Origin of the sequence: Pontibacter sp. 13R65 (genome assembly GCF_047525655.1) — a bacterium.
In the GTDB taxonomy this organism is placed as follows: Bacteria; Bacteroidota; Bacteroidia; order Cytophagales; family Hymenobacteraceae; genus Pontibacter.
Map to the genome: position 1 here is coordinate 103,642 of NZ_JBLIQL010000015.1, position 26,748 is coordinate 130,389.

20 protein-coding genes are annotated in these 26,748 nt (G+C 45.7%); 11 read left to right on the forward strand and 9 right to left on the reverse strand.

Annotated features, from left to right (window positions below):
* Nucleotides 1-42 precede the first annotated feature (42 nt).
* The 4 genes from gcvH to ACMA1I_RS16610 all read left to right on the forward strand — a co-directional run bounded on the left by gcvH (nt 43) and on the right by ACMA1I_RS16610 (nt 3,042).
* The gene (gene gcvH / locus ACMA1I_RS16595; RefSeq protein ID WP_337069537.1) at nt 43-423 is read left to right on the forward strand and encodes a glycine cleavage system protein GcvH; all 381 of its coding nucleotides are present in this window, start codon (nt 43-45) and stop codon (nt 421-423) included.
* Nucleotides 424-484: 61 nt separating this feature from the next.
* On the forward strand, nt 485-829 hold the full coding sequence (locus ACMA1I_RS16600; RefSeq protein WP_337069538.1) for a VanZ family protein: 345 nt from the start codon (nt 485-487) through the stop codon (nt 827-829).
* 258 nt (nt 830-1,087) lie between these two features.
* Nucleotides 1,088-2,371, forward strand: a complete 1,284-nt coding sequence (locus ACMA1I_RS16605) for a M28 family metallopeptidase (protein ID WP_337069539.1) — start codon at nt 1,088-1,090, stop codon at nt 2,369-2,371.
* 512 nt (nt 2,372-2,883) lie between these two features.
* Nucleotides 2,884-3,042 carry a hypothetical protein gene (locus ACMA1I_RS16610; RefSeq protein WP_337069540.1) on the forward strand — a complete coding sequence of 53 codons (159 nt, stop codon included), beginning with the start codon at nt 2,884-2,886 and terminating at the stop codon, nt 3,040-3,042.
* 396 nt (nt 3,043-3,438) lie between these two features.
* Here ACMA1I_RS16610 and ACMA1I_RS16615 read toward each other — a convergent pair whose 3' ends face one another.
* On the reverse strand, nt 3,439-4,320 hold the full coding sequence (locus ACMA1I_RS16615; protein WP_337069541.1) for a YicC/YloC family endoribonuclease: 882 nt from the start codon (nt 4,318-4,320) through the stop codon (nt 3,439-3,441).
* A gap of 601 nt (nt 4,321-4,921) precedes the next feature.
* Between ACMA1I_RS16615 and ACMA1I_RS16620 the strand changes: the two genes are divergently transcribed.
* On the forward strand, nt 4,922-6,463 hold the full coding sequence (locus ACMA1I_RS16620; RefSeq protein WP_337069542.1) for a SulP family inorganic anion transporter: 1,542 nt from the start codon (nt 4,922-4,924) through the stop codon (nt 6,461-6,463).
* Between the two features lie 225 nt (nt 6,464-6,688).
* On the opposite strand, the gene ACMA1I_RS16625 is transcribed toward ACMA1I_RS16620, so the two are convergent.
* From ACMA1I_RS16625 to ACMA1I_RS16640, 4 genes are all read right to left on the reverse strand, one after another.
* Entirely contained in the window at nt 6,689-7,531 is an 843-nt protein-coding gene (locus ACMA1I_RS16625) for a rhamnogalacturonan acetylesterase (protein ID WP_337069543.1), read from the reverse strand.
* A 119-nt stretch (nt 7,532-7,650) separates the two neighbouring features.
* A complete protein-coding gene (locus ACMA1I_RS16630; protein WP_337069544.1) occupies nt 7,651-8,436 on the reverse strand; it encodes a rhamnogalacturonan acetylesterase in 786 nt (261 codons plus the stop codon).
* A gap of 165 nt (nt 8,437-8,601) precedes the next feature.
* Nucleotides 8,602-9,591 carry an L-glyceraldehyde 3-phosphate reductase gene (gene mgrA, locus ACMA1I_RS16635; protein WP_337069545.1) on the reverse strand — a complete coding sequence of 330 codons (990 nt, stop codon included), beginning with the start codon at nt 9,589-9,591 and terminating at the stop codon, nt 8,602-8,604.
* Nucleotides 9,592-9,758: 167 nt separating this feature from the next.
* Nucleotides 9,759-10,787: a LacI family DNA-binding transcriptional regulator gene (locus ACMA1I_RS16640; protein ID WP_337069546.1), complete on the reverse strand. Its 1,029-nt coding sequence runs from the start codon at nt 10,785-10,787 to the stop codon at nt 9,759-9,761.
* Between the two features lie 504 nt (nt 10,788-11,291).
* On the opposite strand from ACMA1I_RS16640, the gene ACMA1I_RS16645 reads away from it, so the two are divergent.
* The gene (locus ACMA1I_RS16645) at nt 11,292-12,305 is read left to right on the forward strand and encodes a GntR family transcriptional regulator (RefSeq protein ID WP_337069547.1); all 1,014 of its coding nucleotides are present in this window, start codon (nt 11,292-11,294) and stop codon (nt 12,303-12,305) included.
* A gap of 511 nt (nt 12,306-12,816) precedes the next feature.
* On the opposite strand, the gene ACMA1I_RS16650 is transcribed toward ACMA1I_RS16645, so the two are convergent.
* Genes ACMA1I_RS16650 through ACMA1I_RS16665 form a run of 4 tightly spaced genes read right to left on the reverse strand, consistent with a single transcriptional unit; the run spans nt 12,817 to nt 18,259 of the window.
* Nucleotides 12,817-13,971, reverse strand: coding sequence for a serine hydrolase (locus ACMA1I_RS16650; RefSeq protein WP_337069548.1), 1,155 nt, complete (start codon nt 13,969-13,971; stop codon nt 12,817-12,819).
* A 7-nt stretch (nt 13,972-13,978) separates the two neighbouring features.
* The gene (locus ACMA1I_RS16655) at nt 13,979-14,233 is read right to left on the reverse strand and encodes a hypothetical protein (protein ID WP_337069549.1); all 255 of its coding nucleotides are present in this window, start codon (nt 14,231-14,233) and stop codon (nt 13,979-13,981) included.
* On the reverse strand, nt 14,187-17,165 hold the full coding sequence (locus ACMA1I_RS16660; RefSeq protein ID WP_337069550.1) for a hypothetical protein: 2,979 nt from the start codon (nt 17,163-17,165) through the stop codon (nt 14,187-14,189). The genes ACMA1I_RS16655 and ACMA1I_RS16660 overlap by 47 nt, the downstream gene beginning before the upstream one ends.
* Before the next feature lie 17 nt (nt 17,166-17,182).
* On the reverse strand, nt 17,183-18,259 hold the full coding sequence (locus tag ACMA1I_RS16665) for an FAD-binding oxidoreductase (protein WP_337069551.1): 1,077 nt from the start codon (nt 18,257-18,259) through the stop codon (nt 17,183-17,185).
* 87 nt (nt 18,260-18,346) lie between these two features.
* Between ACMA1I_RS16665 and ACMA1I_RS16670 the strand changes: the two genes are divergently transcribed.
* The 5 genes from ACMA1I_RS16670 to ACMA1I_RS16690 all read left to right on the forward strand — a co-directional run bounded on the left by ACMA1I_RS16670 (nt 18,347) and on the right by ACMA1I_RS16690 (nt 26,299).
* On the forward strand, nt 18,347-18,982 hold the full coding sequence (locus ACMA1I_RS16670) for an MBL fold metallo-hydrolase (protein ID WP_337069552.1): 636 nt from the start codon (nt 18,347-18,349) through the stop codon (nt 18,980-18,982).
* A 22-nt stretch (nt 18,983-19,004) separates the two neighbouring features.
* Nucleotides 19,005-19,709: a CDP-alcohol phosphatidyltransferase family protein gene (locus ACMA1I_RS16675; protein ID WP_337069553.1), complete on the forward strand. Its 705-nt coding sequence runs from the start codon at nt 19,005-19,007 to the stop codon at nt 19,707-19,709.
* Between the two features lie 244 nt (nt 19,710-19,953).
* Nucleotides 19,954-23,820, forward strand: coding sequence for a type IX secretion system sortase PorU (gene porU / locus ACMA1I_RS16680; RefSeq protein WP_337069554.1), 3,867 nt, complete (start codon nt 19,954-19,956; stop codon nt 23,818-23,820).
* A gap of 48 nt (nt 23,821-23,868) precedes the next feature.
* The gene (gene porV, locus ACMA1I_RS16685; protein ID WP_337069555.1) at nt 23,869-24,996 is read left to right on the forward strand and encodes a type IX secretion system outer membrane channel protein PorV; all 1,128 of its coding nucleotides are present in this window, start codon (nt 23,869-23,871) and stop codon (nt 24,994-24,996) included.
* A 19-nt stretch (nt 24,997-25,015) separates the two neighbouring features.
* Nucleotides 25,016-26,299: a pitrilysin family protein gene (locus tag ACMA1I_RS16690; protein ID WP_337069556.1), complete on the forward strand. Its 1,284-nt coding sequence runs from the start codon at nt 25,016-25,018 to the stop codon at nt 26,297-26,299.
* Nucleotides 26,300-26,748: the final 449 nt, after the last annotated feature.

Consider the following 26,748-nt stretch of genomic DNA (forward strand, 5'->3'; position numbering starts at 1 on the left):
AAAGTACTTTTGGGAAGACATTCCATCTAAACTAACAAACAAATGAACCTACCTGAAAACCTGAAGTATTCGAAAGACCACGAGTGGATACGTGTAGAGGGAGATGTAGCCTACGTTGGTATTACAGACTTTGCACAAAGCGAACTAGGCGATATTGTGTATGTAGACGTTGACACTGTAGATAAACAAATCAGCCAGAACGATGTGTTTGGTACAGTAGAGGCTGTAAAAACAGTTTCTGACCTCTTCAGCCCGGTTAGCGGCACTGTGCTTGAGCTAAACGAAAAATTAGACGCCAGCCCGGAGCTTGTAAACTCTGACCCTTACGGCGACGGCTGGATCGTAAAAATTTCTATAGAAGATGCCAGCGAACTGGAAGGCTTGCTATCTGCCGCTGCCTACAGCGAGCTAATTGGTCAGTAACTCACCACCGCGCGACACACACCTGTAAGACTTGATTCTACGGTACAACCTCTTTACTTTTATGTGGGCAGCAGTGATTCTGATCACGACACTGCTGCCCAATACTTCAGCACCTGCCACCTCGGTTAGGGAGCTTTTTTCATTTGATTCTTTTGCCCATATTTTCCTGTTTTCGGTACTTACTTTCCTAATGATCGTAGGACTCAGAAAACAGTATACCAATACCCGCCTGAGGCATTATGCCATCCGCTACTCCCTGCTCATATGCACTCTCTACGGGATAGCAATTGAGCTTCTGCAAGAATTCATCATTTATGGCAGGCAAGGCGATATAATTGATGTACTCAGTAACACCATTGGCTGCCTAAGCGGAATTGTGCTGTTTAAATGGATTTACCAGCAGTAGCCCTCACTAAATTTACCCTACTCCACTCCCAGGATATAAAAGGCAAAACTGCCTCCGGAAGGGCATTTTCATTAGAAGAATCTTTTGGCTGCGCTCAATTAAAAATTAGAAATTATAGCTGTTCGAAGGCAGCCATGTGCAGCAAAGCCAAGTCCCTCTTGCTGCAAAAAGCCTGCCCAAGGACTCGGTAAGGTATTTCTTTTCTGTATCTTAACCATTGTTGCACATCAAACCATCCTAATTTAAAACCTCACAGACTTGAGCCTAAAACCCCACTCACTGCTCCTCCTGTTCTTCTGCCTGGTTGCCTGCCTCGCTGGTAAGGCGCAAGATATGGTGCGCGTGCGGCAAACTATCGACACGCTCTGCTCACCCACCATGCATGGCCGCGGCTACCTTTACCAAGGCGATGCCAAGGCAGCAAATTACATCCAGCACAGATTAGAAGCTGCAGGCCTGCAGCCAATAGGCAAGAGCTACTTCCAGAACTTTACGTTACCTGTAAATCGCATAACAGAAACCCCGCTACTGCAAGCCGATGGAAAACAGCTTCGGGCCGGGGCAGAGTTTGTGGCTCAGTCAGGAGCGGCCTCAGGTAAAGGCAAAGCCAAATTGCTGCCCCTCGACACGCTACTGTTTACAGATGCCGCTGCTGCCAGTCGCTTTTTTGCACAGCCGCTGCATAAGAGGGTGCTTGTTTACAGGCAACAGCACCAGCCTTTGCTGCAGAACCTGCCCCAGCCTTATCAGGTGCAGGTTCTGCAAGCGCAGGCCCATATAGTACTGCAGCCAAAGGGGCTGCTAAGCACTGTGGCACGGCAACAGAGCCAATTCCCGGCTTTTGACGTTCAGTCATCTGCCTGGCCAGAAAAAGTTGGCAAAGTCAAATTCAGTGTTGCAGCCGATTATCAGCCTGCTTACCAGACTCAAAATGTAATAGCTGTGGTAAAAGGCAGCATGCAGCCAGACTCTTTTCTGGTGTTTACCGCGCACTACGACCATTTAGGAGGTCAGGGCAAAGACGTATATTTTCCGGGAGCCAACGACAACGCCAGCGGCACCGCTATGCTGTTGGAGCTGGCCGCTCATTACGGAAAACCAGAAAACCAACCCGCCTATAGTCTGGCCTTTATAGCATTTGCAGCCGAAGAGGCAGGTTTAGTCGGCTCCTTTCATTACACCCAACATCCGCTGTTCCCGCTTCACCAAATTAGGTTTCTGGTGAACCTCGACTTGTTGGGCACAGGCGATGAAGGCATGATGGCTGTAAACGGCAGTATACACCCAAAGGAATTTAAACTGCTTACCGACATAAATAAAGCCGGAAATTACCTGCCGCAAATCAGGAGCAGGGGAAAAGCAGCTAACTCCGACCATTATCCGTTTTCGGAGAAAGGAGTTCCGTCTTTCTTTTTCTATACCCTGGGCGGCACCACAGCCTACCACAACGTACACGATAAGCCGGAGCAACTACCGCTAACCCGCTTTCCGGAGGTGTATAAGCTCCTCATCGATTTTGCTGCTGCCTTACAGGCTGAGTAGTTGCGGGCGTCACATTAGTCCTGAGGTAAGGCCTCTTATATAACTCAGCGCCAGGAAAGCTCTGGAAGGCTCTTTTCATTAGAATAATTCAGTTTTAAAGAACCTAAGTGTAGCTAAAGCAATATCATACTTAAGTTATGGTTTAAACACAGAGTAAAGGAGCAGGTTCTGCTGCAGAAAGCCCATACCCACTGCAGCTACAGAAGCAAAGGATTGAACACCTTAATTCTCTGATTTACAATTTAATAAAACAAATTATATACTAATGTTTGTTAGAATACAATGGCATTATTCCAGAATTTCTCGTATACTATTTAGAGAGAAATTGAACCCATCAAACAACTTTTAAACGGCAGGTAATTCCAGTTTAAAAGCCTCGTAGCTACTTAGAATAAGACAGAAACAAATAATTTAAAATGTATAAAATATTTTTAGATTCCGGAGCAACCTTCAGGTTGCTTTCACTATCTATAGAGTATCAATGAATTTATTAACCCTAAAAAGATATCGCCATGAAAATCATCACATTATTATGCGCCATAGTCCTGATGTTTGCAGGCATTATTAAAAAAACTGCTGACGATGTAGATCAAATTGCAGTTAGAACAGAAATGAAGCAATACCCTAACCTATTACCGACTGTAGAAGTTATTGCGAAGCGGTTGCCTTAGTATTATAGCTTTTCCTGTTTCAGGAATCCAGACAATGTACCATTAGTCAAAATAAAACTACAGCGTTTCCTTTTCTGCCACTCCTTCTCAGGCTCCAGCCTTGCCTGCTCCTACCCTTTCGAACCAGCATACAGGCTCTCAGGATCTTTACAGTAAGCTCCGCACCATCACCGCTTGCAGCAGTCATCAGGCTGAGACCCCTTACTTCTATTCCGATTAAATTTTTGACCGTACCTGCCTCCTACTAAAAGTACCTGGCACAGGAACAGCATCAATTTATGATATTTGAATAGGTACTTTCTGATTTCGGAAAGTACCCTGGGATTGGTATTGATAAAAAAAGCCTGCTGTTGCAAAAGCAACAGCAGGCAATAACATGCGCCTGTGCGGCACCTGTTATAGGATGTTATTTATTTGCTCTTTTATCTTTTCCAGTTCCTCTTTCATTTCTACCACATACCGCTGAATAACGGCATCGTTTGCTTTGGAACCGATGGTGTTTATTTCGCGGCCAATTTCCTGCGAAATAAAACCAAGCTTTTTGCCGGTTGGTTCGGGCAGGTAAACCGTTTCTGTGAAATAGTGCAGGTGGTTTATCAGGCGTACTTTTTCTTCGGCAATGTCGAGCTTTTCCATAAAGTAGATCATCTCCTGCTCAAATCGGTTCTGGTCGAACGATTCGGACGCTGAAATTTCAGTCAGGTGACTTTTAATGCGGTTTCGGATGTGCTCCATCCGCACCGGGTCGCGTTTTTCTATTTCGGCCAGCAGAATCCGGATGCGATCTATGTAAGACATGATCTCGGTTGTAAGTGCCTTCCCTTCATCTGCCCTAAACGTGTTAATGCTTTCCAGCGCCTCCTGCACCAGCGGCTGCACTACACTCCATACCGTGTCGCCGGCTTCATCTTCTGCCTGCTCCTGCTGCATTACATCGGGCATCTGCAGTGCCAACCGGAAAAGATCCTGTTTCTCGGCCCCCACTAAGTCGGCAGCCTCTTCCAGCTCGCGGTAGTAAGCCTGTAGCAGCTCCTTGTTTATAGAGTTCTGGGTTCTCTGTGCTTTGTTCCGGCTAAAGTCGATGCAGATACTTACCTTTCCACGCACCAGCGATTTAGTTAACAAGTTCCGGACTTCATATTCCTGCTCGGCCAGAAAGCGCGGAAGCCGCACGCTCAGGTCCATGCTTTTTGAGTTTAAAGACCGTATTTCTACGGATATCGTGTATTGGTCAGCATCGAGGCGGGAACTGCCAAAGCCTGTCATAGACTGCAACATAAGCTTAATTTTAAAGTGATATCTGCCAAATTAGCTATAAATATTCAATTTCGTGCAGCTACAGCCACAAAAGCAATTTGAGCAGGCGGTGTGGTGAGCCTATAAACAGATGTTGAAGCGCTAGTATGGAAGAAGTTGCTTTGCCTTTCAGCCCGAAACAGTGGGCTGAAAGGCATCCTTCAGGAAGGGACGCAACGGGAATTTGTTACTTTCTGGGAGAAGCGCCATAACTGCAGAAGCAATGCCTGAAGAGGTTAAGGCTAAGCCCAGTCGGTTTTTATTTACAAAATATATCTTTAGCTTTGCAGCTCCAAAATGAGAAACAAAGTTCAACATAGCCTGGTGACTCCACCCTGAGCTTCTGCTCTATAATACCATTCTGTTTTCAGTGCTACTCCTTTCCGGCACTGAGCTCATTTTCTGTATCTATCATTTTATAAGTTCACTCTTTTAAGAAAGTGGCGCATACCCCGTTGGGCCAGAGGCTTTTTTTAGCCAAATCTCTCCGGAAGGCCATTTTCATTAGAATAATTGCGCTTTAACCATTGCTGCTCCTATTACAGCACACTATCCTTTTTATTAGCTCAACTAAGCTCTTTATATGAAACCATATTTACGCCTGTTCGACTTCAGCAACAAGGTCGATTATAAAATTGAAATTCTGGCTGGGCTCACAGTAGCCATGACTATGATTCCGGAATCGCTGTCGTTTGCCATACTAGCCGGTTTTCCGCCTTTGGTTGGTTTATACGCCGCCTTTATTATGGGTTTGGTAACGGCAGTATTCGGCGGCAGACCAGGACTGATTTCGGGTGGGGCGGGTGCTACGGCTGTAGTGCTTATTGCCCTTATGCAGTCGCATGGCCTGGAGTACGTGTTTGCTGCGGTAGCACTGGCAGGAGTATTACAGATTATAGTCGGAGTATTTAAGTTGGGCAAATTTATTCGGCTGGTACCGCAGCCCGTAATGTTCGGCTTTGTAAATGGTCTGGCGGTTATCATTTTTATGTCGCAGATTGAGCAGTTCAAGACGGTCGTAAACGGAGAGGTAAGTTGGTTATCGGGCGAGCCGCTGTACATAATGGCCGGACTGGTGGCTCTTACCATCGCTATTATTATTTTTCTGCCTAAAGTTACGAAGGCAGTACCACCCTCTCTGGTTGCCATTATAGTCGTGTTTGCGATAGTGTTCGGGTTCGGTATAGATACTAAAATAGTAAAAGATATTGCCTCCGTAAGCGGTGGATTACCGCCGTTCCATATACCGGAGGTACCACTCACCCTGGACATGTTGCAGGTTATTTTCCCTTACGCTTTGATTATGGCTGGTGTGGGCCTTACAGAAAGTCTGCTCACGCTCAACCTGGTAGATGAAATTACCGGCACACGTGGCAACGGCAACAGAGAATGTGTAGCGCAAGGCAGCGCTAACCTTCTGAATGGCTTCTTTTTTGGGATGGGAGGCTGCGCCATGATCGCGCAAACGCTGGTGAACCTCTCGGCTGGTGCAAGAGCACGCCTGGCAGGCATTGTCGCCGCGTTTACCATACTGGTTATTATTCTTATTGGTGCTCCTGTTATAGAAAGAGTACCTATGGCCGCGCTGGTAGGCGTTATGATTATGGTAGCTTTTGGCACCTTTGAATGGATCAGTTTCAGGATTATAAACAAAATGCCTAAGTCTGATGTGTTTGTTGGCATACTGGTGGCCGCTATTACTATTTGGCTGCACAACCTGGCTTTGGCCGTATTGATAGGTGTAATTATAGCCGCGTTGGTGTTTGCGTGGGAAAGTGCCAAGCGCATCAGGGCCCGCAAGTATACCGATGCCAACGGGGTAAAGCACTATGAAATGTACGGCCCGCTGTTCTTTGGTTCTGTTGCCGCTTTTACCGAAAAATTTGATGTGCAACAAGACCCGGAAGAGGTCATAATCGATTTCAAGGAAAGCCGTGTAGCCGATATGTCGGGTATAGAAGCGCTGAATAAATTAACAGAGCGGTACCACAAAGCAGGCAAAAAACTGCACCTCAAGCACCTGAGCCCCGATTGCCTGGTGCTGCTCAAAAATGCCGATGAAGTAATAGATGTAAATATTATGGAAGACCCCACGTACCACATCGCTTCTGATAAAATGGATTAGTGCAGCCTTATCCACACTTTCCTCTCTTTGAAATTTGTGGATAAGAGGTCAATAAGTCAAACTGCCTATCGAAGTCAGAAGCGTTTTGCCTGATTTTGAAAAGCCACCATGGCGCAAGCGTCTCCGCTTGCGCCATGAAAACTAAATTATTCTAATGAATTTGACCTTCCAGAGGCTTTCTAACCAAATACCACATAAGGCAACATTTGCCTGCTACCGGTGTAATTAGAAGCTCAGTTTCTTTCCTTGCCTGGAGAGGTACTTGTTCAGGGGCAGTTGCTTCTTTCGCTTTATGCCTGCCACCACGGCTGCGGCATTTAACTTGGCACCTTCCTCTATGGTGTGAGTATGGTCGGTGGTGTTAAAGTAGGTGCTTCTTACTTTTGCCTCGCCCTCTTCTTCGTAGCGGTCTGCTATAATGCCGTTCAGGTCTATATACACCACTCCTTCCTGAGCCGCTGCTTCAGATGCCCATTGGCCATAGGTGTCGTTGTTGCGGTTTGCTTGGCCATTGTTCCAGGTGTTGCGTGGCACCGGCGACAACACTACCGGTGTGGCACCTTTGGCTCTGGTATCATTTATAAACTCACGGAGGTACCAGCCATACGAGTGTACCACCTCGTGCTTTTTAGTGATGAGGTTCTCTATCTCCTCGGTTTCGTCGCCGTTGCTTTTTAAAGTGCCGCGTGCCCGCAGGGTATCGTTTACCGGGCTGCTGTCGTTGTGGCCAAACTGCATGAGCACATAATCGCCTGGTTTTAGCTGGGCCAGCACCTTCTCCCAATGCCCATAAGTGCGAAACGTGCGGCTGCTGGTGCCACCAAGCGCGTGGTTCTCTACAGATACTTTGGTGCTATCGAAGTACACATCCAGAAAATTGCCCCAGCCCCACAAACCGCCATCGCCTTTGCCTTTTCCGTTCTTTACGGTGGAGTCTCCTATCAAAAATATAGTAGGCTTTGCCTCCTCCTTGTTCTTTACCACTGCGCACGATGCGCCAGCCAGCAGCATGCTTAGCAACAGCAGGTAAGTAAAAGTTGCTTTTTTAAAAAGAAATATCGACTTCATTATATGGATTAAGAGTTATTAGTTATATGTAGGCATCAACTGCAACAGCCTCAGGAGCAGCAGAACGATCCGGAGGGGTGTTCTGCTGCTCCTGAGGCTCAATTTCTATTATTGAATTTTTAATTCTTCATAAAGTACTTGTTCAGCCCTAGCTTTCTGTGGGCTTTTATACCTTCTGCTACGGAAGCTGCATTAATGCGGGCTCCGGCTACATTGGTGTGGGTATGATCTTTTGGGAAGTAGGCTCCTACTTTCTCTGGTCCCCAGGCATCGTACTTATCAGCAGTAATCTGGTTGAGGTCTATAAAATAAGTACCCTCTTGCTCGGCTACTTCTGCGGCCCATTTTCCAAACGTGTCGGTGGCACGAATTACTTTGCCGTCTTTCCACTGGTTGCGGGGTATCATGGAGGCAATGATAGGTGTGGCTCCTTTGGCTTTGGCCTCGTTCACAAATTTGCGGAGGTACCACCCATAGGTGTGCACGGTTTCTACTTGTCCGTCTTTCCAGGTAAGGTCTTTTGTTTCGTCGCCTATGCCGCGCAGTACGCCCCTGTAGCCAGCTTTGGTGGTGTCTGGTTCGCTGCCTTCGTTGTGGCCAAACTGCATGAGCACATAATCGCCTGGCTTGAGCGTAGACAAGACTTTGTCCCAGCGCCCTTCTTTTATAAAGGTACGGGTGCTCCGGCCGGCCATAGCCTGGTTGCTCACAGCAAGTTTAGTGCTGTCGAAATGCTCCTGCATATAAGATCCCCAGCCTCCGGCACCTTCTCCGGTGTTGCGCACGGTAGAGTCCCCAATAATGTAGAGTGTCGGCTTTTCTTTTGTTTTATTGCCGGTTCCTACTGCACAGGCTGCGCAAACCAGTACCAGTAAAGCGTAAAAAATATTTTTCTGATGAATCATAAGATACTTCAATAAAGGAAGAAAGCGTAATCAGCTTGAGTTTCTTTAGTTAAGCTTCTGCCTTTCTTACAATAATGAATTAGCTCTGTAAGAACCTGCTTTAGGCCAGCCTTATTTATCCTCTCCTACACAGCAATCAACTTTTACGTGCCGTCCCACCTGTTTTCAGCTCAGGATTTTGTTAATTGCCTCAAGCTCTTCGGCACTAAAATTGATATTATCGAGCGCCTGGAGCGAGTCTGTTATTTGTTCGGGTTTGCTCGCGCCTATCAGAACAGAGGTGATGCGCTCATCTTTCAAAATCCAAGAGAGGGCCATGTGCGCCAATTTTTGTCCACGCTGCTGTGCGATAACGTTTAACTGTGCAATTTGATCCAGCTTCTCTGGTGTCAGGTGGCTTTCTTTCAGAAATACGCCACTGGTGGCTACCCTGGAATCTGCAGGTATGCCGTGCAGGTATTTATCTGTTAAAAGCCCCTGGGCAAGCGGCGAGAACGGAATACATCCCACACCTTGCTGGCCTAACAGATCAAGCAGTCCCTCTTCTACCCATCTTTCGAACATAGAGTATTTAGGCTGATGAATGAGGCAGGGCGTACCAAGGTCTTTCAGAATCTGGAAAGCTTCGGCGGCTTCTGCTGGCCTGTAGTTAGAAATGCCTACATACAGGGCCTTTCCCTGCCGTACCATCAGGTCCAGAGTGGCCATGGTTTCTTCAAGCGGTGTATCCGGGTCGGGCCGGTGATGGTAAAAAATATCTACATAATCTAGCCCCATTCTTTTCAGGCTCTGGTCCAGGCTGGAGACCAAGTATTTTTTAGATCCCCAATCGCCGTACGGACCGTCCCACATGGTGTAACCGGCCTTTGATGAGATAATCATTTCGTCGCGGTAGCCCTGAAAGTCCATGTTTAGGATTTTGCCAAAGTTTTCTTCGGCTGAGCCTGGTGGTGGACCATAATTATTAGCTAGGTCGAAGTGCGTTATGCCGTTGTTGAATGCTGTTCTAATCAGATTCCTGCTGTTCTCGAAGTTGTTTACATAACCGAAATTATGCCACAGGCCCAGCGACATGGCAGATAACTTTAGTCCACTCCTGCCACATCGCCTGTACTGCATGTTCTGGTATCGTGCCTCAGATGGTTTGTATGTCATAGTTATGGTTCTACTTATAGGTAAAGTCTTTAATTTACATTTATATGGCAATAATTACAGCTAATTTGATTGTATTTGTACGCCGCAGCATCAAACAAATTGGATATTGAGCCTTGTGCTGCAGGAGCCCTTCCACCTGCTTTTCGCAATCGATTACGAAAAATCAGCTATGCTTTTCTGCTTCTCAAAGACGATTCTCTGATGACCGGAACAGGATTAAGTATAACGTTGGTTGGCTGGTACTTCAGATCATTTGTATCGATCATGTTTAGCATCATTTTAAAGGCCTCCTGCCCCATCAGAACAGTTTGCTGGTCTATGGTAGAAAGGCCAGGAGTTATATGCTCGCTAAACAAGTCGTTGCAGAAGCCAAACACACCTATTTCTTCAGGCATTTTTACTTCCAGCTCTTTCAGTTTCTTTATAACGCCCAGCGCCGCAAAGTCTTCTACTGCAAAAATAGCATCGGGTGGGTTGGGCAAGCTCACAAAGCTTTCTACGGCTCTTTTGCCAGCCTCTATGCAAATGTCGCCGGCAAACACCAGCGAAGGATCGTATGCAACGCCATTTGCCTGCAAAGCGCCCCTATACCCTTTCAGGCGATCATAAAAGGCTTTGATGTGCTGTGGCCCCGATACATGGGCAATGCGCTTATAACCTTGCCTGATTAAATGCTCTGTCGCCAGAAAGCCTCCCTGGTAATCGTCTACGGTTACAGACGGAATATCCAGGTCATTGTTTACCCTGTCGAAGAGCACAACCGGGATACCATTGCGCTTCGCCCTTAAAAAATGAGAACAATCTATGGTGTCTTTAGAAATAGAAGCCAGTATACCATCTACACGCGCACTGATAAAAGCCTTTATGCCCTTTACTTCATAATCGTACGATTCATTAGACTGATAAATAATAACATCGTAGCCATTGTGGTTGGCCATATTGGTGATGCCATGAATTACCGATCCGAAAAAAGCCGGCTCTGCTGTAGGAATAAGTACACCAATTACATGTGTTTTGCCTGATCTTAATGATGAAGCTATTTTATTACGGTTATAATCCAGACGAGAGGCTGTTTCTTCCACCATTCTTTTCGTCTTATCACTTATTTCCGGATGGTTATTTAAGGCTCTGGAAACGGTGGCAGGCGTTAAATTGAGATCGAGCGCAATATCCTGTAAAGTGATTCTCCTCTTCATATTTCTGCAAGCATTTATTCAAATGTAATTAAGGCTTTTAAGCTATCTAACCTGCCATAACATGCCCTTAAACTCCATTCATTCAAATCTTTAAACCAATTCCAGCTAACCCCTTATTTAGTGCATTTACCAGATAACAGCAGCAGCAAACCAGGTTAAGAACAAAATTATATAAATCAACCACTTACACTTTATATCAACACGATCAGCAGCTGAAATGTAGAGACACTATTGTAATTTAAAATAAAACTAAACAACGATTTATTTTAAACTAAATAAACAAACATTTGTTAATGCAGCTTAAACTCTATATCTATGTAATCGATTACGTAACCACTTCGCAGGATTAGCAGGGCTCTGCCATATAACTACTTAAGAACAAATAGTTGCTTACCAGACTCTCGGTAGCCACAATACATTTTGCTGACAAGGCAGATGGTGGAGGTGTACTGGATTGAATTACAGGTTTTACAAAGCTTATCTTTCATTGAAAATTACTTTCTTATGGAGCTTTTAGATCGTATAGACACCACTTCTGCTATGCCTGTTTACATGCAGGTAGCTAATGCGATTGTATCGGATATTGAGTCAGGCACTCTACGGCGCGACCGGCAACTACCGTCGATCAACGAGCTAAGCGAAAGCTATTACTTATCAAGAGACACCGTTGAAAAAGCATACCAGTTGCTGCGGAAGCGTGGCGTAATCGTTTCCATAAAATGCAAAGGCTGCTTTGTGAGCGACAATTTTACGCCTGGCAAATTGCGCGTACTCCTCCTGTTCAACAAACTCAGCACCTATAAGAAAAACATTTACTACTCTATTTTAGATACCTTGGGCGAAGATGCGGAGATAGATCTTCAGATTCACCACCTCGATGGCCGCATTTGCGAAAACCTGCTTCAGGAGAATACAGGCAAGTATCAATACTATGCTATTATGCCTCATTTCGACAAGCATATTGACATAGCCCGGCAAGCCATTAAAAAGATTCCGGAAGAGCAACTGCTTTTTTTAGATAAGAACTTTGAAGGCTATGAAAACAAATGTGCCGCCGTTTTTCAGGATTTTGAACGCGACATACGCAATGCCCTGCACCTGGGCAAAGATCTGCTGAGCAAATACAAAAAGATGGTATTGGTTTACCCCCAAGACGTGCCTTACCCGATGGAGATTGTAAAAGGTTTTCGGCATTTCTGCCGCGAAGTCTCTTTTGAGCACGATGTTGTAAACAGCATGAGTGGTGTGAAACTGGCAGGAACTGTGTTTGTGACCCTGAGCGAGTCGGACCTGGTGGAGACCATTGAGCGCAGCAGAGCAGAAGGGTTGGTTGCCGGCAAAGATTTCGGCATAATTTCTTACAACGATACGCCGCTGATGGAAGTACTCGAAAATGGTATTACCGTTATATCTACCGACCACGAGAAAATGGGGCAAACAGCAGCCTATATGATGAAAAACAAACTAAAAGACAGCATTAAAAACCCCTTCTCGCTCATCAGGCGTAAATCTCTTTAGGCCAGCACAATAGGTTTTCTCAACGTTAGACCTAAAGCCTCCAGGCCTAATTTTGCCTCTTGAAGGCCTTTTTCATTAGAATAATTGACTGAAACCAGAAACTATTTATAATTAGGACACAATGTATTGCGACAGGTGGCTACAGTGAGAACTCCCGAGCCAGGTGCACCCGTTGACGGTTTTTTGTTGGGGGAAGGGGCCCTCTTTAAAGAGCGTTCAGCGAGTGGGGGTGCAGGGGCCCCCCTTTAGACAAAATCGTCTTGATTTCTTTGGTTCTTTTTGTATCAAGACAAAAAGAACAAAGACTCTAGCAATAAAACGACTTCATTCCGAGATCAGCAAGAAAATAAGCTATGCGGACTTAGACCAAAAACTCATAGCCACTGCTGATGGCCCTCGCCCACAGGATCCCATGGGGATGACAAAAGGGGGCTGACGGAGGACCATGTACCAATTAGCTACTACCGCACAACTTGAGTTAAAATAATTTAAATTTTCTGGAAGCCAAATACTATATCGGCTCCATTTCGTTAACTGCATCTATCATAGCCAGCACCTCCCCCGGGTGCTTCCCTACCATCTCTGCTCTTTTTTTGCCAAGCCGCACAATCACCAACTCTTTTTCGGGTACAATTATGATGTATTGGCCTAATATGCCACGCGCATAAAAAACCTGTTGCCCTTTGTAAGCGGGTATAATCCACCATTGGTACCCGTAGTAGTTTACTGGCTCCTTATCGGAGGCGGCAGGCAGGCGACTGGGTGTAAGGGAGGCTTCTACAAAGGCAGGTTCTACAATGGTATCGTTTTGCCAGATCCCCTTATGCAGGTACAACTTTCCAATCCGGGCAAAATCGCGGGCGTTGGAAAAAAAGCAACAATAAGCTTTTTCTATGCCTGCTGGGTGATCTATACTCCATTCGGCATTTTGCTCTGCACCAATTCTCCGCCATAGCTTTTCTTCGGCATATTCACTTACTGGTTTGCCTGTTGCGGCTTCCAATACAAAAGCCAGCACCTGCGTGTCGCCGCTTTTGTAGCTAAACTGCTGCCCTGGTGGCTCCACCGCCTCCAAGCGCCCGATTACCTTTTTCAGATCTGTGCCATAATAGGCTTCGGTGGTAACGGACAAAGGGCTGCTGTACGACTCTTCCCAGTTCAGGCCAGAGCTCATCCAGAGCAGGTGCTTCAGCCTGATTTTGGCTTTGTTGCCTTCCCGAAAGGCAGGCAGAAAATCACCTACAGGTTGCTCCACACTTTTAATGCTGCCTTCCTTTATGGCCACTCCCACCAGCAGGCTCACTATGCTCTTGGCAACCGAAAAAGAATTACTACGCGAGTTATCAGAGTAACCGTGCCAGTATTGTTCGTGCAGAATAGAGTCCTGCTTTACTACCAGAAAAGCCACCGACTCCAGTTCCTGGTGCAGTTGCTGCAGGGCTGCCGGTGTGTTTTTTTTGTTGTAGTGCCTGGCCAAAGGCCAGGGCTGCGGGTTAGGAAGAGCGGCAATGGTGCGCTGCTCAAAAATCAGATTATCATCTATGTCGGCAAAATTATAGCGCAGGGCGCGGTATACATAGTTCCTGTCGGTAAAGTGGAGCCATGCTACCAACGCTACCAGCAGCAGCACAAAACCAAGCACCACGTTTTTTGTTTTTTGGCCCATGCAGCTCTTAGAAGTCGTAGCCCAGGGTTACATAAAATTTAGGACCTTTGCTGGTAAAATCATCTTCGCTCCAGGCTACATCGAGCTTACCATATACCCCAAACAACGAAGAACGGGCACCAAAGCCATAACCTACCAGGAAGGGGCTTCTGTAGTTGATTACCGTTACCTCAAAAGGATCGGAGCCTCCACCTACAGTTCTGGTGTTGATAGAGTTATTTCCGGTAAAAGGGGTTGCTGCCGCTATAGGCAGAACCGGCATCGGCAAAGGCAGTAAGTTGCAGGTTTCGGAAAAAGCCTGAAGGAATCTGACCATCGTAGAGGTACTGCACGATAGGGATCCGCAACTCCGCATTACCTACAATATATTTATCGCCGGTTCGGGTATTAAAATTAAAGCCTCGCAACGGTGTTACGTACTGCAGGTAAAACAAATCGGCAGGAGCACCAATTGGCACAGAGTTCCGATCGCTCTCCTCATCTTCTGAAGCAAACAGCCAGTTGTCCATGCCCCCGATCAGGAAGCTCTTTGGCGCGTTGCCAAAAAAGGCACCATAGCTCAGGCGGGTAGCCAGCACAATTTGGCGGTGCAGCTTCTGGTAGTGCCGTACATCAACATAAAACTTATTGAAGCTGGCTGCATTGTCGTTAATGCTTCTAAGGCTCAACAAACCGGCCTTCATGCGAGTACCGAGCAGCATATTTACGCCAGTAGCAATAGTGTTATCATACACCAGCTCTATATTACCTCCACCAAAATGGTTTACACTATCGGGGGCCGTAAACTCGTTTACGTACGTAAAGCGGGTGTTTACATATTGAGGTCTTATATGCAGGCTGGTGCTGTAGGTAAGCGGGTAAATAAACTGCGGCGCAAATTCATGTTTGGCAAAGCGTAGCACAGTATTAGAGGCCTCCCGATCCTGGGCTACAATAATGTCGCGGCTAAACCGGGCTCCATAGTCGTAGCGCTTCTTCAGGTTCATGTATTCAGCAAAAAAGCGGCTGGTCTGAAAGTCAGTCTTCAAAAAGGCACCTCCTCTTATGTGATGATCTTCGAACAGGTCGCTCATGTTTATACCTGCCACTACACCAAAACCAAGCAACGGGTCGGCATACACCGAAGTCACTATTTCGTGTACGCTAAACCGAAGGTCATACTTTTCAGGACCGGAAAGTTGTACACCTTGCGGAGCACCAGGCCTTCTTACAACAGTAGAGCTTTCTGTTCTCTTAGCTGCTGCGGCCTTATCGCTTTCGAACTCATAGTTCTCGATGTTAACCTCCCCGGCAGGCCGGGTTGGTTTTACTACCTGAGACTTACTATCCAGCAATTTCTGGTTGGCGATGGCTGCTGCCGCCGCCGCGTTACGTGCCCGCGTTTCCAATATGATCTGTCGTGCTGTTTTAGGCAGCTCGTTTAAGGCTGGTGCAGTAAAAGCAGGGAACAGGTATACAAAATCGCGTGCACCGCTGCTGGCCGTCATCACCAAGGTATTGTTGTTGCTTTTGTAGTCGAACTCCTTTATATCCTGCAGAAATCCTGTAAGTGGCGTACTCTCTCCGGTTGCCATATTGTAAGTATAGAGGCTCCTCACGCCACTATGCTCTCCTAAATACACCAGGTTACCGTCTTCTGTGGCTCTTGGCATCACTTCGCTGGAAATAGATGAGGTAAGTTGCTTAAACTCTACCTCTCTGCCATTGCGCTGAAGCAGGAAAATATCATAATTATTAACCATAGCTGTAAACGCAGGTGGTTCGAGGCTGGTACCTGTGGTATCTTGCCAGCGGTTAGAGCTAAAGGCTATGTCGTTTCCGCCCTTCATAAAAATAGGCTGAATATCATCGAAAAGGTCATTGGTGAGTTGCTGCTGCAGCCTGCCGGTGGCAGAGAGCAAAAAGATATCGGATTGCCCGTTCTTTACGGCACTCACAACCAGACTTTTTCCATCGGGTGAGTAGCTCATGTCGCGCACCTGCGAGAACTGTGACAAAACGGCAAAAGGCGTAGTTAAGGCATCGTAGAAGGGTAGCCGCGATAGTCTGCTGCGGGCATCGATTTGCCTCAGAGCCATTTCGCCCCTGCGGGCTTCTACAAACCCAAGCTGTGTGTTAGAGCGCCAGGCCAGCACCGGTAACTTGTAATCTATTTTTTGCTCCAGTGTTTTGTACCCGCTCGACCATACAACGCGGTGGCGCTTGCTTTTTACCTCCTGCACATAAATCTTGATCTTACCGTTATCGTTTTCGGCATATGCCAGCATACTACCCTCCGGGTTTAGCACCGGCTGTGTGTACACAAGGTTTTTCTTATTTTTCTGGAAAACCTTTTTATCGTCTGGCAACGAAACCAATGGGTTGTCCTGGCGCGTGTTCACCTGCAGGTAATACTTATACCAATCCTGCAGAAAGCGCTTATAAGGTATATTCAGACTGCTGGTAATGCCAATTTCTACATCGCGGGTTATTCGGGTCAGGTTCAGGATGTTTTGTATAGCAGTATAGCCGTAGCGTTCAGCTATGTAGTTCCAGATGGCATGCCCTGTCTCGCGTTGGTTATGCTTCAGCAGCACTTCAGGCTTTTGGTTAGGGTTTTGGAGAATAATGTCGCGCACGTAGTTGTCCATGCCCACGCTCCAGCCTTCGGCCGTATAAGAGGCAACCCCGCTGATAAACCAATCGGGCAGGCGCAACAGGTAGCTGCTCTGCAAGGCTTCTTTCAGGCTGCCGCCATACATCATATCGCTCAGGAGCAACTCCGTGAGCTGATAGCTCATTCTGTTCTTAAACTCCGTCTGTGTACCTTCAAAAGCTACTTCAATCTTGTTTTTAAGGAAGAGGGTTTCTCCTCCGGTCTGAAACTGATCGCTGTTAAGACCGATATTGCTTTGCCTCAGATCGGTAGCAGAGTTATAGAGAATAAAAGTAATCTTGGAGTAAGGATAGTACCCGATCAGGCTCGTAATGCGCTTAAGCTCCTTTTCGGCATACTCTGCTGCATTGCGGGCTATTTGGTCGCCTCCCTGGTAGAAGTAGAAATTGAAGTTGGGTGTGCTATATACCTTCCAGTCGAAATTTTTGTATTGAATACGGCTTTTACCGAATGTATCGCGACCGGGCTGTGCCTGTGCTGTACCGCTCACCAGCGCGCAAAGCACTATCAGCAACAAGAACCTTGTATAGAATCGCATGTGCTTAGGTTTCTCCTTTATTGTTTTATGTAGTCGTAATATAACGAAAAATATCTGGAAATATTCACTTCAGGAAGCATATCTGCCTCTCCTGCCAGGGCCTCAGCAAAACGTGCTGCCAGGGAGGGTGCCATTAGCACACCTTTGGATCCCATTCCATTAAACACCAACAATTGCGGGTGCACCGGGTGCCTACCCACTAGCGGACGCCGGTCCCGGACGGCAGGTCGTATGCCGGCCCAATGGTTTATAATACTAAAAGCATGAGACGTGATTTGTTTAAAGCGTTCGGCCAGCTCCTGCTGCCCTTCCTGCGTAGGTTCTTCATCGGGTTGGCGCCAGTTGTAAGTTGCTCCTATCCTGAATATACCATCCCCTTTCGGAAGAACGTAAACTGCTTTGTTATAGATACATTCCGTTATAAATTTATATTCAGTCTTTACTTCGAGCACTTCGCCCTTGGTTGGCTGCAGCGGCAACCAGCTAAAATAAGGGTTACGGGTAACCTGGTACCCCTCACAAAAAATGAGCTGCCGCGCCTGCACCTCCTTGTACTTAACCCCCTCTTTTGCAAGCTCCAGGCTATTAAAATCGAAGCGTTCAGGCAGCAGTAGGCCTGCCTGCAACTGCTCCTGCTCCAACAAGTATAGCATTTCCCGTACCAGCAGGTGTCCTCCGCGTTTAATTACAATACCCCCAAAAGGATCTTCAATGCCTGGCTCTCCGGCACTAGTCACACGTGTTTCGGCAATATAGGCACTCCAGTCGCTGTCGGCACTTTTAGCCATCCAGTTGTTTTGCTCCTCTATCGTAGAAAAAATCTTATAGATTGGCTTGTGTATATAAAGCTGTTGCTGAAAGTGCTCTTCCAGCTCCAGATAAAAAGCATCAGCGGCAGGAATAAGCGTATCGGCTAGCCAGGATTTGGCAAAGCGCTTGCCTGCAACCGGGTTCACCAACCCCGCTGCCACCTTAGAGGCCGAATGCGCAGTTGGCTCGTCTATAACTAATACCTGTTGCCCCTGCTTACGTAACGTATAAGCCAGAATGGCTCCGGCAAGTCCGTGGCCCACTATTACAAAATCGTAAATCATGCAGGCAATGTACAACAAGTACAGCTGAATTTTGTAACTTGTAAGCCTATTTTGTACACGCGCCGCTATCTAAAAACAGATAAACACATGAAGGTTACCTGCCTTACATTTAATCCTTTTCAGGAAAACACTTACCTACTACACGACGACACAAAGGAGTGCCTTGTTATTGATCCGGGTTGTTATGACAAGCAGGAGCAACTGGAACTGAAAGAGTATATAGCACGACACGAACTGAAGGTAGTAAGGCTGCTGAACACCCATTGTCATATTGACCATGTGCTTGGTAATAAATTTGTATCTGACACTTACGGAGTAGCCTTAGAAATACACGAAGTGGATCTCCAGACATTACGATCTGTGTCAGTGTATGCGCCTTCCTATGGTTTCCCGATGTACGCTGAGCAGCTTCCTGGTTCTTTTCTAAAAGAAGGAGACCGTATTTGTTTCGGAAACACGGAACTTCAGGTGCTCTTTGCTCCCGGCCATGCACCAGGACATGTAGTATTTTACAACGAGAAAGAAAAAGTGTGTATCGGCGGAGATGTGCTGTTCCGCAATAGCATAGGCCGAACTGATTTGCCAGGCGGTGACTTTGATACCTTAATCAGCAGCATCCGGACCAAACTGTTTACCTTGCCAGACGATGTAACGGTTTATCCGGGCCATGGCCCAGAAACGACCATTGGCTTTGAGAAAAAGTCTAATCCTTTTCTGACCTAAGCAGCCTGTTACAAACCCTTACATGAAAAAGCATCTTCCAAACGCTATAACCTGCCTGAATCTTTTTTGCGGTTGCCTGGCGCTTTATTTTGCCTTTAATCAACAGCTTCATTATGCTGCCTACCTGGTAGGTATTGCCGCTGCCTTCGATTTTATGGATGGTCTGCTGGCACGGGCACTGAAAGCTTACTCTGAAATAGGAAAGCAGCTCGACTCGCTGGCCGACATGGTATCTTTTGGTGTTGTTCCAGGCACCATTATGTTTGGCTTGCTCAGCAGAGCAGATGCTACACCTACCGGCATATCAGAAGATGTTTTGCCATTTTTTGGTTTTGTAATAACCATATTTTCTGCCCTTAGGCTGGCAAAGTTTAACATTGACACTCGGCAGGCCGAATCTTTTATTGGCGTACCTACGCCGGCCTGCTCTATTTTTATATCCTCCTTGCCATTGTTGCTGGAGGCCTCGCCCTTGCTTTACGAAGACTTTATTCTGAACCCGTTTTTTCTGCTGGCTATAACTTTTATCTTTTCTTACCTGCTAATAGCAGAACTACCACTGTTTGCTTTAAAGTTTAAAAACTACAGCTGGCAAGACAACAAGACACGGTTTATTTTCCTGATTTTGGCCATAATCTTACTGGCTCTTATTAAATTTGCGGCAATACCACTAATTATAGTTCTTTATATAATTTTATCTGTTATTAAAAAAACATCGCAGACCTGATAACTGTTGCCGACAAGCAGGATTCGCCATGGGCTGATGCCATTGGCTTTGCAAGAATAGTTGTAAATAGCTTGCAGTAAACTATTTGCAAATCTTACAACAGGGAGGTATACCTTAAAACTGCAGCAATAACAAATTATGATATTGTACAATAATCAGAATATATAGTTGTTAAGAATTAAGCGTGGTTCATAATCTGATAACAGAGAAAGTACCATCCTTAAGCTTTTACCACATAATCAGTATGATGCCTTACCACTTGTTCAGATTGATGTGCCTGCTGTTGTGCACCAGCTTACTAGCTATAAGGGCCAATGCGCAGGTAGCACCTGAAAAAGTGCAGCTTAATTGGTCGGGGCATGAAGCGGTGCTTCCTACTGCCACACTAATTGGTAAAATGCCTTCTTTTGAAGGGGCCAGCTATGATTATGTGGAACGCCTGCCCTATTACCGCATGGAGTTTCGGGGTGCCAACTTAAGCAGTTTCCGGTTGCAGGAAACATCCTACCAAGCCTTTTCTGCTGAAGATCAAAAGCTCTTTGAAAGCAGCACTATCGAAGCTGAACCAACCGTAACCATCACTCCTGCCATGGAGAACAAGGTGCCAGTTGCCCTTGTAACCATACTGCCCATCCGAAAGAATCCACAGTCGGGGCAGCTCGAAAAATTAGTTAGCTTCAGCTACAGCTACACTTCTCAGAACAACACACGCCTAGGCACTAGCAGCACCCGCAATAATTATAAAACCAACTCCGTGCTCAGCACCGGCACCTGGTACCGGCTTGCAGTTACGAATTCCGGTATTCATAAAATTGATCGTACTACGCTGCAGGCGCTAGGCATCAGCACACAGGGGCTAGACCCTAAAACTATCCAGATTTTTGGCAATGGCGGCGGCATGCTCCCCCAGCCAAACGACATCGCCCGCCCCGATGACCTGACTGAGAATCCCATTTGGGTAGCCGGCGAAGCAGACGGAAGATTTGACGATGCCGATTACGTTCTCTTTCACGCACAAGGCCCTCACACCTGGAGCTACGACAACTCTCAAAAGCTTTTTAAACATGCTTATAATATTTACTCCGACACTGCCTACTACTTTCTTCGTGTGGGCATGGCGCCCGGTGCGCGCATAGGCAGCAGAGGTCAGGCCGCAGGAGCCTCACAAATAATTACAAGCTACAACGAACTGCTTTTTCATGAGCGCGACTTAAAGAACATGGTCTACTCAGGCAGAGAGTGGTATGGCGAGGAGTTCAGCTCGTTTACAACTACGCGCGACTTTACTTTTCCGGTATCAGACCTGGTACCCGGATCTGCTGTCACCCTTACAGCAGCGCTATTAGCCAACGCTCCTGTCAGCACTTCTTTTGCCCTGAAGCTCAATAACCAGAACTTAGGGACCCAAGCTATTGCCAGCAGAGGCACTTTTACAGATCACCCGGAAGGAGTTAACAGCCTACGATCTTTTACCATTAACCAACAAGCACTTGGTGCCACTCAGGAACTTCGAGTTAACTTAACTTTTAATTCCGGCGGCAGTTCAACATCGTTAGGTTACCTCAATTATCTGGAACTAAACCTGGAGCGACAACTTAGATTATATGGAGAGCAAACCAGCTTCCGATCTACTAAGAGTCTTGAAACAGCCGCCAGTACCTATCGGATAGCCGGTGCACCTGCAAATGCTGTTGTCTGGGACATAACCGATCCGCTGGAGCCCGTTTTGCAGGAGGTAGTAGCCAGCGGTTCTGATTTAAGCTTTAGTGCCCCCTCTACCGTGCTACGTGAGTTCGTAGTGTTTCAGAATAATGCAGGTCTCAGACCTACTCCTGCCGGTAGGGTAGCGAACCAAAACCTACATGCACAAAACCTTAATGGTGACTTAGATTTGGTTATTATTACAAACCCTGCTTTTATGGAGGCCGCCAACCGGTTGGCGGAACACCGTAGCCAACACAGCAACATGCAGGTGCTCGTAGTTACCATTAACCAGGTTTACAACGAATTCTCTTCCGGTAGCCAGGAAATAACTGCTATAAGAGACTTTATGCGGATGCTGTATAGCCGGAGCAACAAAAGCGGGGCAGATATAATGCACCTGCTACTCTTCGGAGACGCATCTTACGATTATAAAAACCGTGTCCTGAACAACACGAATTTTGTTCCAGCCTATCAGTCAAGACAATCGTTGCACCCAATCACCAGCTATTCCTCCGAAGATTATTATGGGTTTCTGGATGATAATGAAGGCGAATGGGCAGAAAACACATTTGGAGATCATTTGCTGGATATAGGAATAGGCCGCCTGCCTGCCAAATCCATAACAGAGGCTTTTACCCTTGTAAACAAAATTATTTCCTACGATAGCCCTAACCATTTAGGCAAATGGCGCAGCCGCATAACCTTTGCAGCCGATGATGGTGACTTTAACGAACACCAGACCGATGCGGAGTATCTAGCTAATTATGTGGAAGCAGATTTCCCGCAATACAACACAAACAAAATTTACCTTGACCTTTATAAGCAAGTGGCTGTTTCTAACGGGCAGCGTGCTCCCGAGGCTACAGATGCGCTTAACAGAGCGGTAGACCAAGGCTCGCTAATTGTAAATTACACCGGGCATGGTAACGCGGTTAGCCTTGCCTCAGAACAGCTTGTAACATTACAGGATGTAAACAGATGGCGAAACATTAACAACCTCACCTTTTTAGTAACAGCTACCTGTGAGTTTGGCCGATACGATGATCCGGTGCGGGTTTCCGGAGCAGAAGCTGCCATGTTAAGTCCGGAAGGAGGTGCCGTTGGGTTAGTAACTACTACGCGCAAAGTTTACTCTAATGGTAACCGAGCACTCAACCGTAGTTTTTTTAGAAGTGCTTTCACTCCAGTAAACGGCAAGATGCCGGTTTTGGGAGACCTGCTTCAAAGAACTAAGAACAACAGCATAACAAGTAATGAAAGCGGGTCCAGAGGAGTGAATAACCGGAACTTTACCTTACTAGGAGATCCTTCGTTACAACTGGCTTACGGAAACCTTCAGGCTAATATTACCGAATTCAATGGAGCACCTATTACCAATGATACCCTCAGTGCACTGGGTAAAATAACTTTCAAAGGTAATGTAACAGAGCCAAACGGTGCAGTAGCAGGTAGCTTTAACGGCAATATGGCTATTACGGTATTCGACAAGCAAAACACACGAATGACCTTTGGCGATGAAACAGGGCAACCAGTGCCTATCCAACTTAGGGAGAACGTAATCTACGATGGTCAGGCCACTGTTAGTAATGGCTTGTTTGAAGTGAGCTTTGTGGTACCAAAAGATATTGCCTACAACTACGGCCCTGGCAAGGTAAGCCTCTACGGAAGCAACAGCAGTACAGATGCCATGGGCGCCAACAAGTCTATTATCATAGGAGGTACATCAAATAATGTAGAAGAAGACAATATACCTCCTACCATCAACCTGTTTATGGACGATGAGTCTTTTGTGTTCGGAGGTACTACAGGAAAGAATTCCCTCTTGCTAGCTAAGATCTTCGATGATAATGGTATTAACACAGCAGGTTTGGGAATAGGGCACGAAATTACAGCGATTCTGGATGATGCAAAAGAAAACCTGATTATACTGAATGATTATTATACCTCTGATGTAGACAGCTACCAATCTGGTTCTGTTCGCTATCTGCTGCAAGACCTAAAGCCAGGCCCCCATTCCTTACGGGTTAAAGCCTGGGATACGCATAATAATTCGGCTGAAGAATACATTGAATTCGTTGTATCTAATGAAGCAGGCTTAGCGTTAGACCATGTATTAAACCACCCAAACCCGTTCTCTACCAAAACTACATTTCATTTTGACCACAACAGGGCGGGCGAAAACCTGGAAATACAAATTCAGATTTTTACAATTTCGGGTAAGTTGGTAAAAACTCTAGAAGCAACCAGCTATGCCAGCAAGACTCATCTGGCAGAAATTACATGGGATGGCCGTGACGAATACAATGATACCTTAGCAAGAGGCGTTTATGTTTATAAAGTAAATATTCGCTCTCAGCAAGATGGCTCTAAAACATCGAAATTTGAAAAGCTTGTTATTTTAAATTAGAATAACAACATTGCTATCTCTATATTTGATTTAGTTACTAACAACCTTATGCATAACAAAAATTTACTGTTAACTGCTGCACTTGTAGCGTGCACTTTTGCTTCGGCACCATTTGCTCTCGCACAGAATCAGATCGGCCAGGACAATGAGGTTCGGGCAGTGACCACTGCAGTGCCTATTCTAACTGTTGCTCCTGATGCCCGATCGGCTGCTCTTGGTGATGCTGGGGTAGCACTCAGCCCCGATGCTAACTCACCTTTCTGGAACCCTGCTAAATTAGGTTTTGTAGAGAACGACATGGCGGTTGCTTTTTCATATTCGCCGTGGTTAAGAAACATCGTAGACGACATGTCGCTCAGTTATTTGTCTGGCTACAAAAAGTTAAACGAGACCTCTGCCCTGTCCGTTTCTCTTACTTATTTTGACTTGGGTGCCATACAATTTATAGATGAAAACAGAAACCCGATGCAGGATTACAATCCAAAGGAATATGCGGTTTCTGTAGCTTATGGCCAGGCTTTGAGCGAAAACTTTAGTGTTGGTATCGGAGCCCGCTTTATTCACTCAAACCTTGCCGGGAATGTGAATGTGAGTGGCCAGAGTGCTACATTTGAGTCTAAACCAGGTAATACAGCAGCAGTAGACGTAGGTGTTTACTATAACAAAGAGCTAAACCAACAAATTACGTTGGCTCTGGCCGGTAACATATCTAATATAGGTGGCAAAATATCGTACACGAATGCTGATCAGAAAGATTTTTTACCAACTAACCTGAAACTCGGAACTGCTCTTACCTACAACCTGGACCCCTACAATACCCTAACCTTTGTACTAGATGCAAATAAATTATTAGTTCCTTCGCCAGGTGCCGACAGTACGCAAACTGTAATTAGCGGTATCTTCTCTTCCTTCGGCGATGCGGAGGGTGGTATGAGTGAAGAACTAAAAGAAGTTATTTTATCTGGTGGTGTAGAATACTGGTACAACAGCCTGTTTGCTGCCAGATTAGGTTACTTTTACGAAAACCCACAAAAAGGCGACAGAAAGTATCTTTCATTTGGTGTTGGCTTGCGCTACCAAAAATTTGGGGTAGACGTAGCATACCTAGTACCCAATGAGCGGGCAAATCCACTGGCGCAAACACTACGCTTTACAATTGGCTTAAACCTGGAATAATAAACATAGAAGAAAGTAGATGCTTGATAGAACAAAAGCTCCAGAAACATACGAAATAGATGCAGTTACACTACAAATAGCAGAAGTACAACATCTGCCTAATGGTGTGAAACTACACATGATTAAAAATGAAACCCAGCCTGTAATCAGGCTGGATTTTGTTTTTAATGCGGGTAAATGGTACGAGGCGCACCCCGGCGCATCAGACCTGACAGCTAAAATGCTCTTTGAAGGGTCATTGCATTATACTGCCAGACAGATTGCAGATCAGGTTGCCTACTATGGTGCCTCCTTCGACAGCAATCATGGGTATGATCGAACCGAATTTACGTTGTACTGCCTCTCAAAGCACCTGAAGGCCTTGCTTCCATTAGTTTGCGACGTCATTCAAAACCCTGTATTCCCAGAAGAAGAATTTGATCTGCTAAAACAGAGAACTATACAGAACCTGAGAGTACAGAGGCAAAAAAATAATTATTTGGCCACTCAGGCTTTAACACAACAACTTTACGGTGAAAATCACCCTTATGTATTCGGGCTTGAAGAGTCGCACCTTAATCAATTAACGCTAGCTACTCTAAAGCAATTTTATGCCTCTCGTTATGATAGCAACCAGCTGGAAATCTTTGCCTGCGGCGACCTTGATAGAACAATTGAAGAGGAGTTAAAGGAATCTTTGCAAAGCCTGAATATTAACAGAAAAGAACCTATAGAAGCAACACATCAGATATTAGAGCTGAAACCGCAAGAGACAATTGTGAAGATGCCGGATAGTCTGCAGTCGTCTATTCGTGTAGGCAAGCGTTTTCCGCTAATTCAGGACCTGGATTACCTGAAGCTCAAGGTATTGAATGAAATATTAGGAGGGTATTTTGGCTCAAGGCTTATGCGCAATATCCGCGAGGACAAAGGGTATACCTATGGGATTCACTCTGTAATATCGCCAAAGGAAAAGGATAGTATATTTTACATTGGAACAGATGTGAATTACGCTGTTACTGATAAAACAATTGAAGAAATAAAAAAAGAAATTCTGCAGTTACAGCAAGAGGATGTTCCTGAAGAAGAGCTTCATACAGTGAAAAATTACATGCTCGGTAAGTTTATAAACAACATTGCTACCATCTTCGACCAGGCTGATAAATACAAAAGGGTGGTTCTACATGATTTAGATCCAAACCATTATAACCAGTATATAACTACTATCAGGACAATAACTGCACCTGAACTAAAGGGATTGGCTCAAAAGTATTTAGATATTGACTCCTTACATATAGCAATTGCAGGACGTAAAGCAGAGTAAACAGCGCTTAATTGTTAAAGAGTTAACTCTAAGAGTTCATATAGAGTAATTTCCTTGATGATTAGAGTTAAAATGAAAAGCTGAATTTGAGCAATATGTTCAGGTTCAGCTTTTTTATATCCACTCTTTAAGCAGTCCTTTGGCAAGAATAAATATTGCCCTAATGGAAGCTAAGCCAAAATAGCCTTCAGAAGGCTCGGAAAGGCATTTTTCATTACAATAATTTGTCTGTAAAATTCGCCTAAAACTGGTTCAGCATCGGATTGAGCGATCACAACAAAAGCTTTTTAGAGTAATTAAGGATAATATTTACTTTGCTTTAACCTAACGTGAACTCGGGAATTAATTTGGTTTAAGACAGGCATTTGCGCAACAAAAAAGGCTAAGGATTAGGTAGAAATATTGTCCGATGTTTCACCTAACTCCTTAGCCTTATGCACTTTATCATA

What these genes read in the sequence shown, in the direction of transcription:
- mgrA (WP_337069545.1), bottom strand. Translation starts at nt 9,591, where the DNA reads ATGACATACAAACCATCTGAGGCACGATACCAGAACATGCAGTACAGG.
- ACMA1I_RS16630 (WP_337069544.1), bottom strand. Translation starts at nt 8,436, where the DNA reads ATGATTCATCAGAAAAATATTTTTTACGCTTTACTGGTACTGGTTTGC.
- gcvH (WP_337069537.1), top strand. Translation starts at nt 43, where the DNA reads ATGAACCTACCTGAAAACCTGAAGTATTCGAAAGACCACGAGTGGATA.
- ACMA1I_RS16675 (WP_337069553.1), top strand. Translation starts at nt 19,005, where the DNA reads ATGAAAAAGCATCTTCCAAACGCTATAACCTGCCTGAATCTTTTTTGC.
- ACMA1I_RS16660 (WP_337069550.1), bottom strand. Translation starts at nt 17,165, where the DNA reads ATGCGATTCTATACAAGGTTCTTGTTGCTGATAGTGCTTTGCGCGCTG.
- ACMA1I_RS16620 (WP_337069542.1), top strand. Translation starts at nt 4,922, where the DNA reads ATGAAACCATATTTACGCCTGTTCGACTTCAGCAACAAGGTCGATTAT.
- ACMA1I_RS16690 (WP_337069556.1), top strand. Translation starts at nt 25,016, where the DNA reads ATGCTTGATAGAACAAAAGCTCCAGAAACATACGAAATAGATGCAGTT.
- ACMA1I_RS16610 (WP_337069540.1), top strand. Translation starts at nt 2,884, where the DNA reads ATGAAAATCATCACATTATTATGCGCCATAGTCCTGATGTTTGCAGGC.
- ACMA1I_RS16650 (WP_337069548.1), bottom strand. Translation starts at nt 13,971, where the DNA reads ATGGGCCAAAAAACAAAAAACGTGGTGCTTGGTTTTGTGCTGCTGCTG.
- ACMA1I_RS16640 (WP_337069546.1), bottom strand. Translation starts at nt 10,787, where the DNA reads ATGAAGAGGAGAATCACTTTACAGGATATTGCGCTCGATCTCAATTTA.
- ACMA1I_RS16665 (WP_337069551.1), bottom strand. Translation starts at nt 18,259, where the DNA reads ATGATTTACGATTTTGTAATAGTGGGCCACGGACTTGCCGGAGCCATT.
- ACMA1I_RS16625 (WP_337069543.1), bottom strand. Translation starts at nt 7,531, where the DNA reads ATGAAGTCGATATTTCTTTTTAAAAAAGCAACTTTTACTTACCTGCTG.
- ACMA1I_RS16670 (WP_337069552.1), top strand. Translation starts at nt 18,347, where the DNA reads ATGAAGGTTACCTGCCTTACATTTAATCCTTTTCAGGAAAACACTTAC.
- ACMA1I_RS16615 (WP_337069541.1), bottom strand. Translation starts at nt 4,320, where the DNA reads ATGTTGCAGTCTATGACAGGCTTTGGCAGTTCCCGCCTCGATGCTGAC.
- ACMA1I_RS16655 (WP_337069549.1), bottom strand. Translation starts at nt 14,233, where the DNA reads ATGCCGGTTCTGCCTATAGCGGCAGCAACCCCTTTTACCGGAAATAAC.
- ACMA1I_RS16645 (WP_337069547.1), top strand. Translation starts at nt 11,292, where the DNA reads ATGGAGCTTTTAGATCGTATAGACACCACTTCTGCTATGCCTGTTTAC.
- porV (WP_337069555.1), top strand. Translation starts at nt 23,869, where the DNA reads ATGCATAACAAAAATTTACTGTTAACTGCTGCACTTGTAGCGTGCACT.
- porU (WP_337069554.1), top strand. Translation starts at nt 19,954, where the DNA reads ATGATGCCTTACCACTTGTTCAGATTGATGTGCCTGCTGTTGTGCACC.
- ACMA1I_RS16600 (WP_337069538.1), top strand. Translation starts at nt 485, where the DNA reads ATGTGGGCAGCAGTGATTCTGATCACGACACTGCTGCCCAATACTTCA.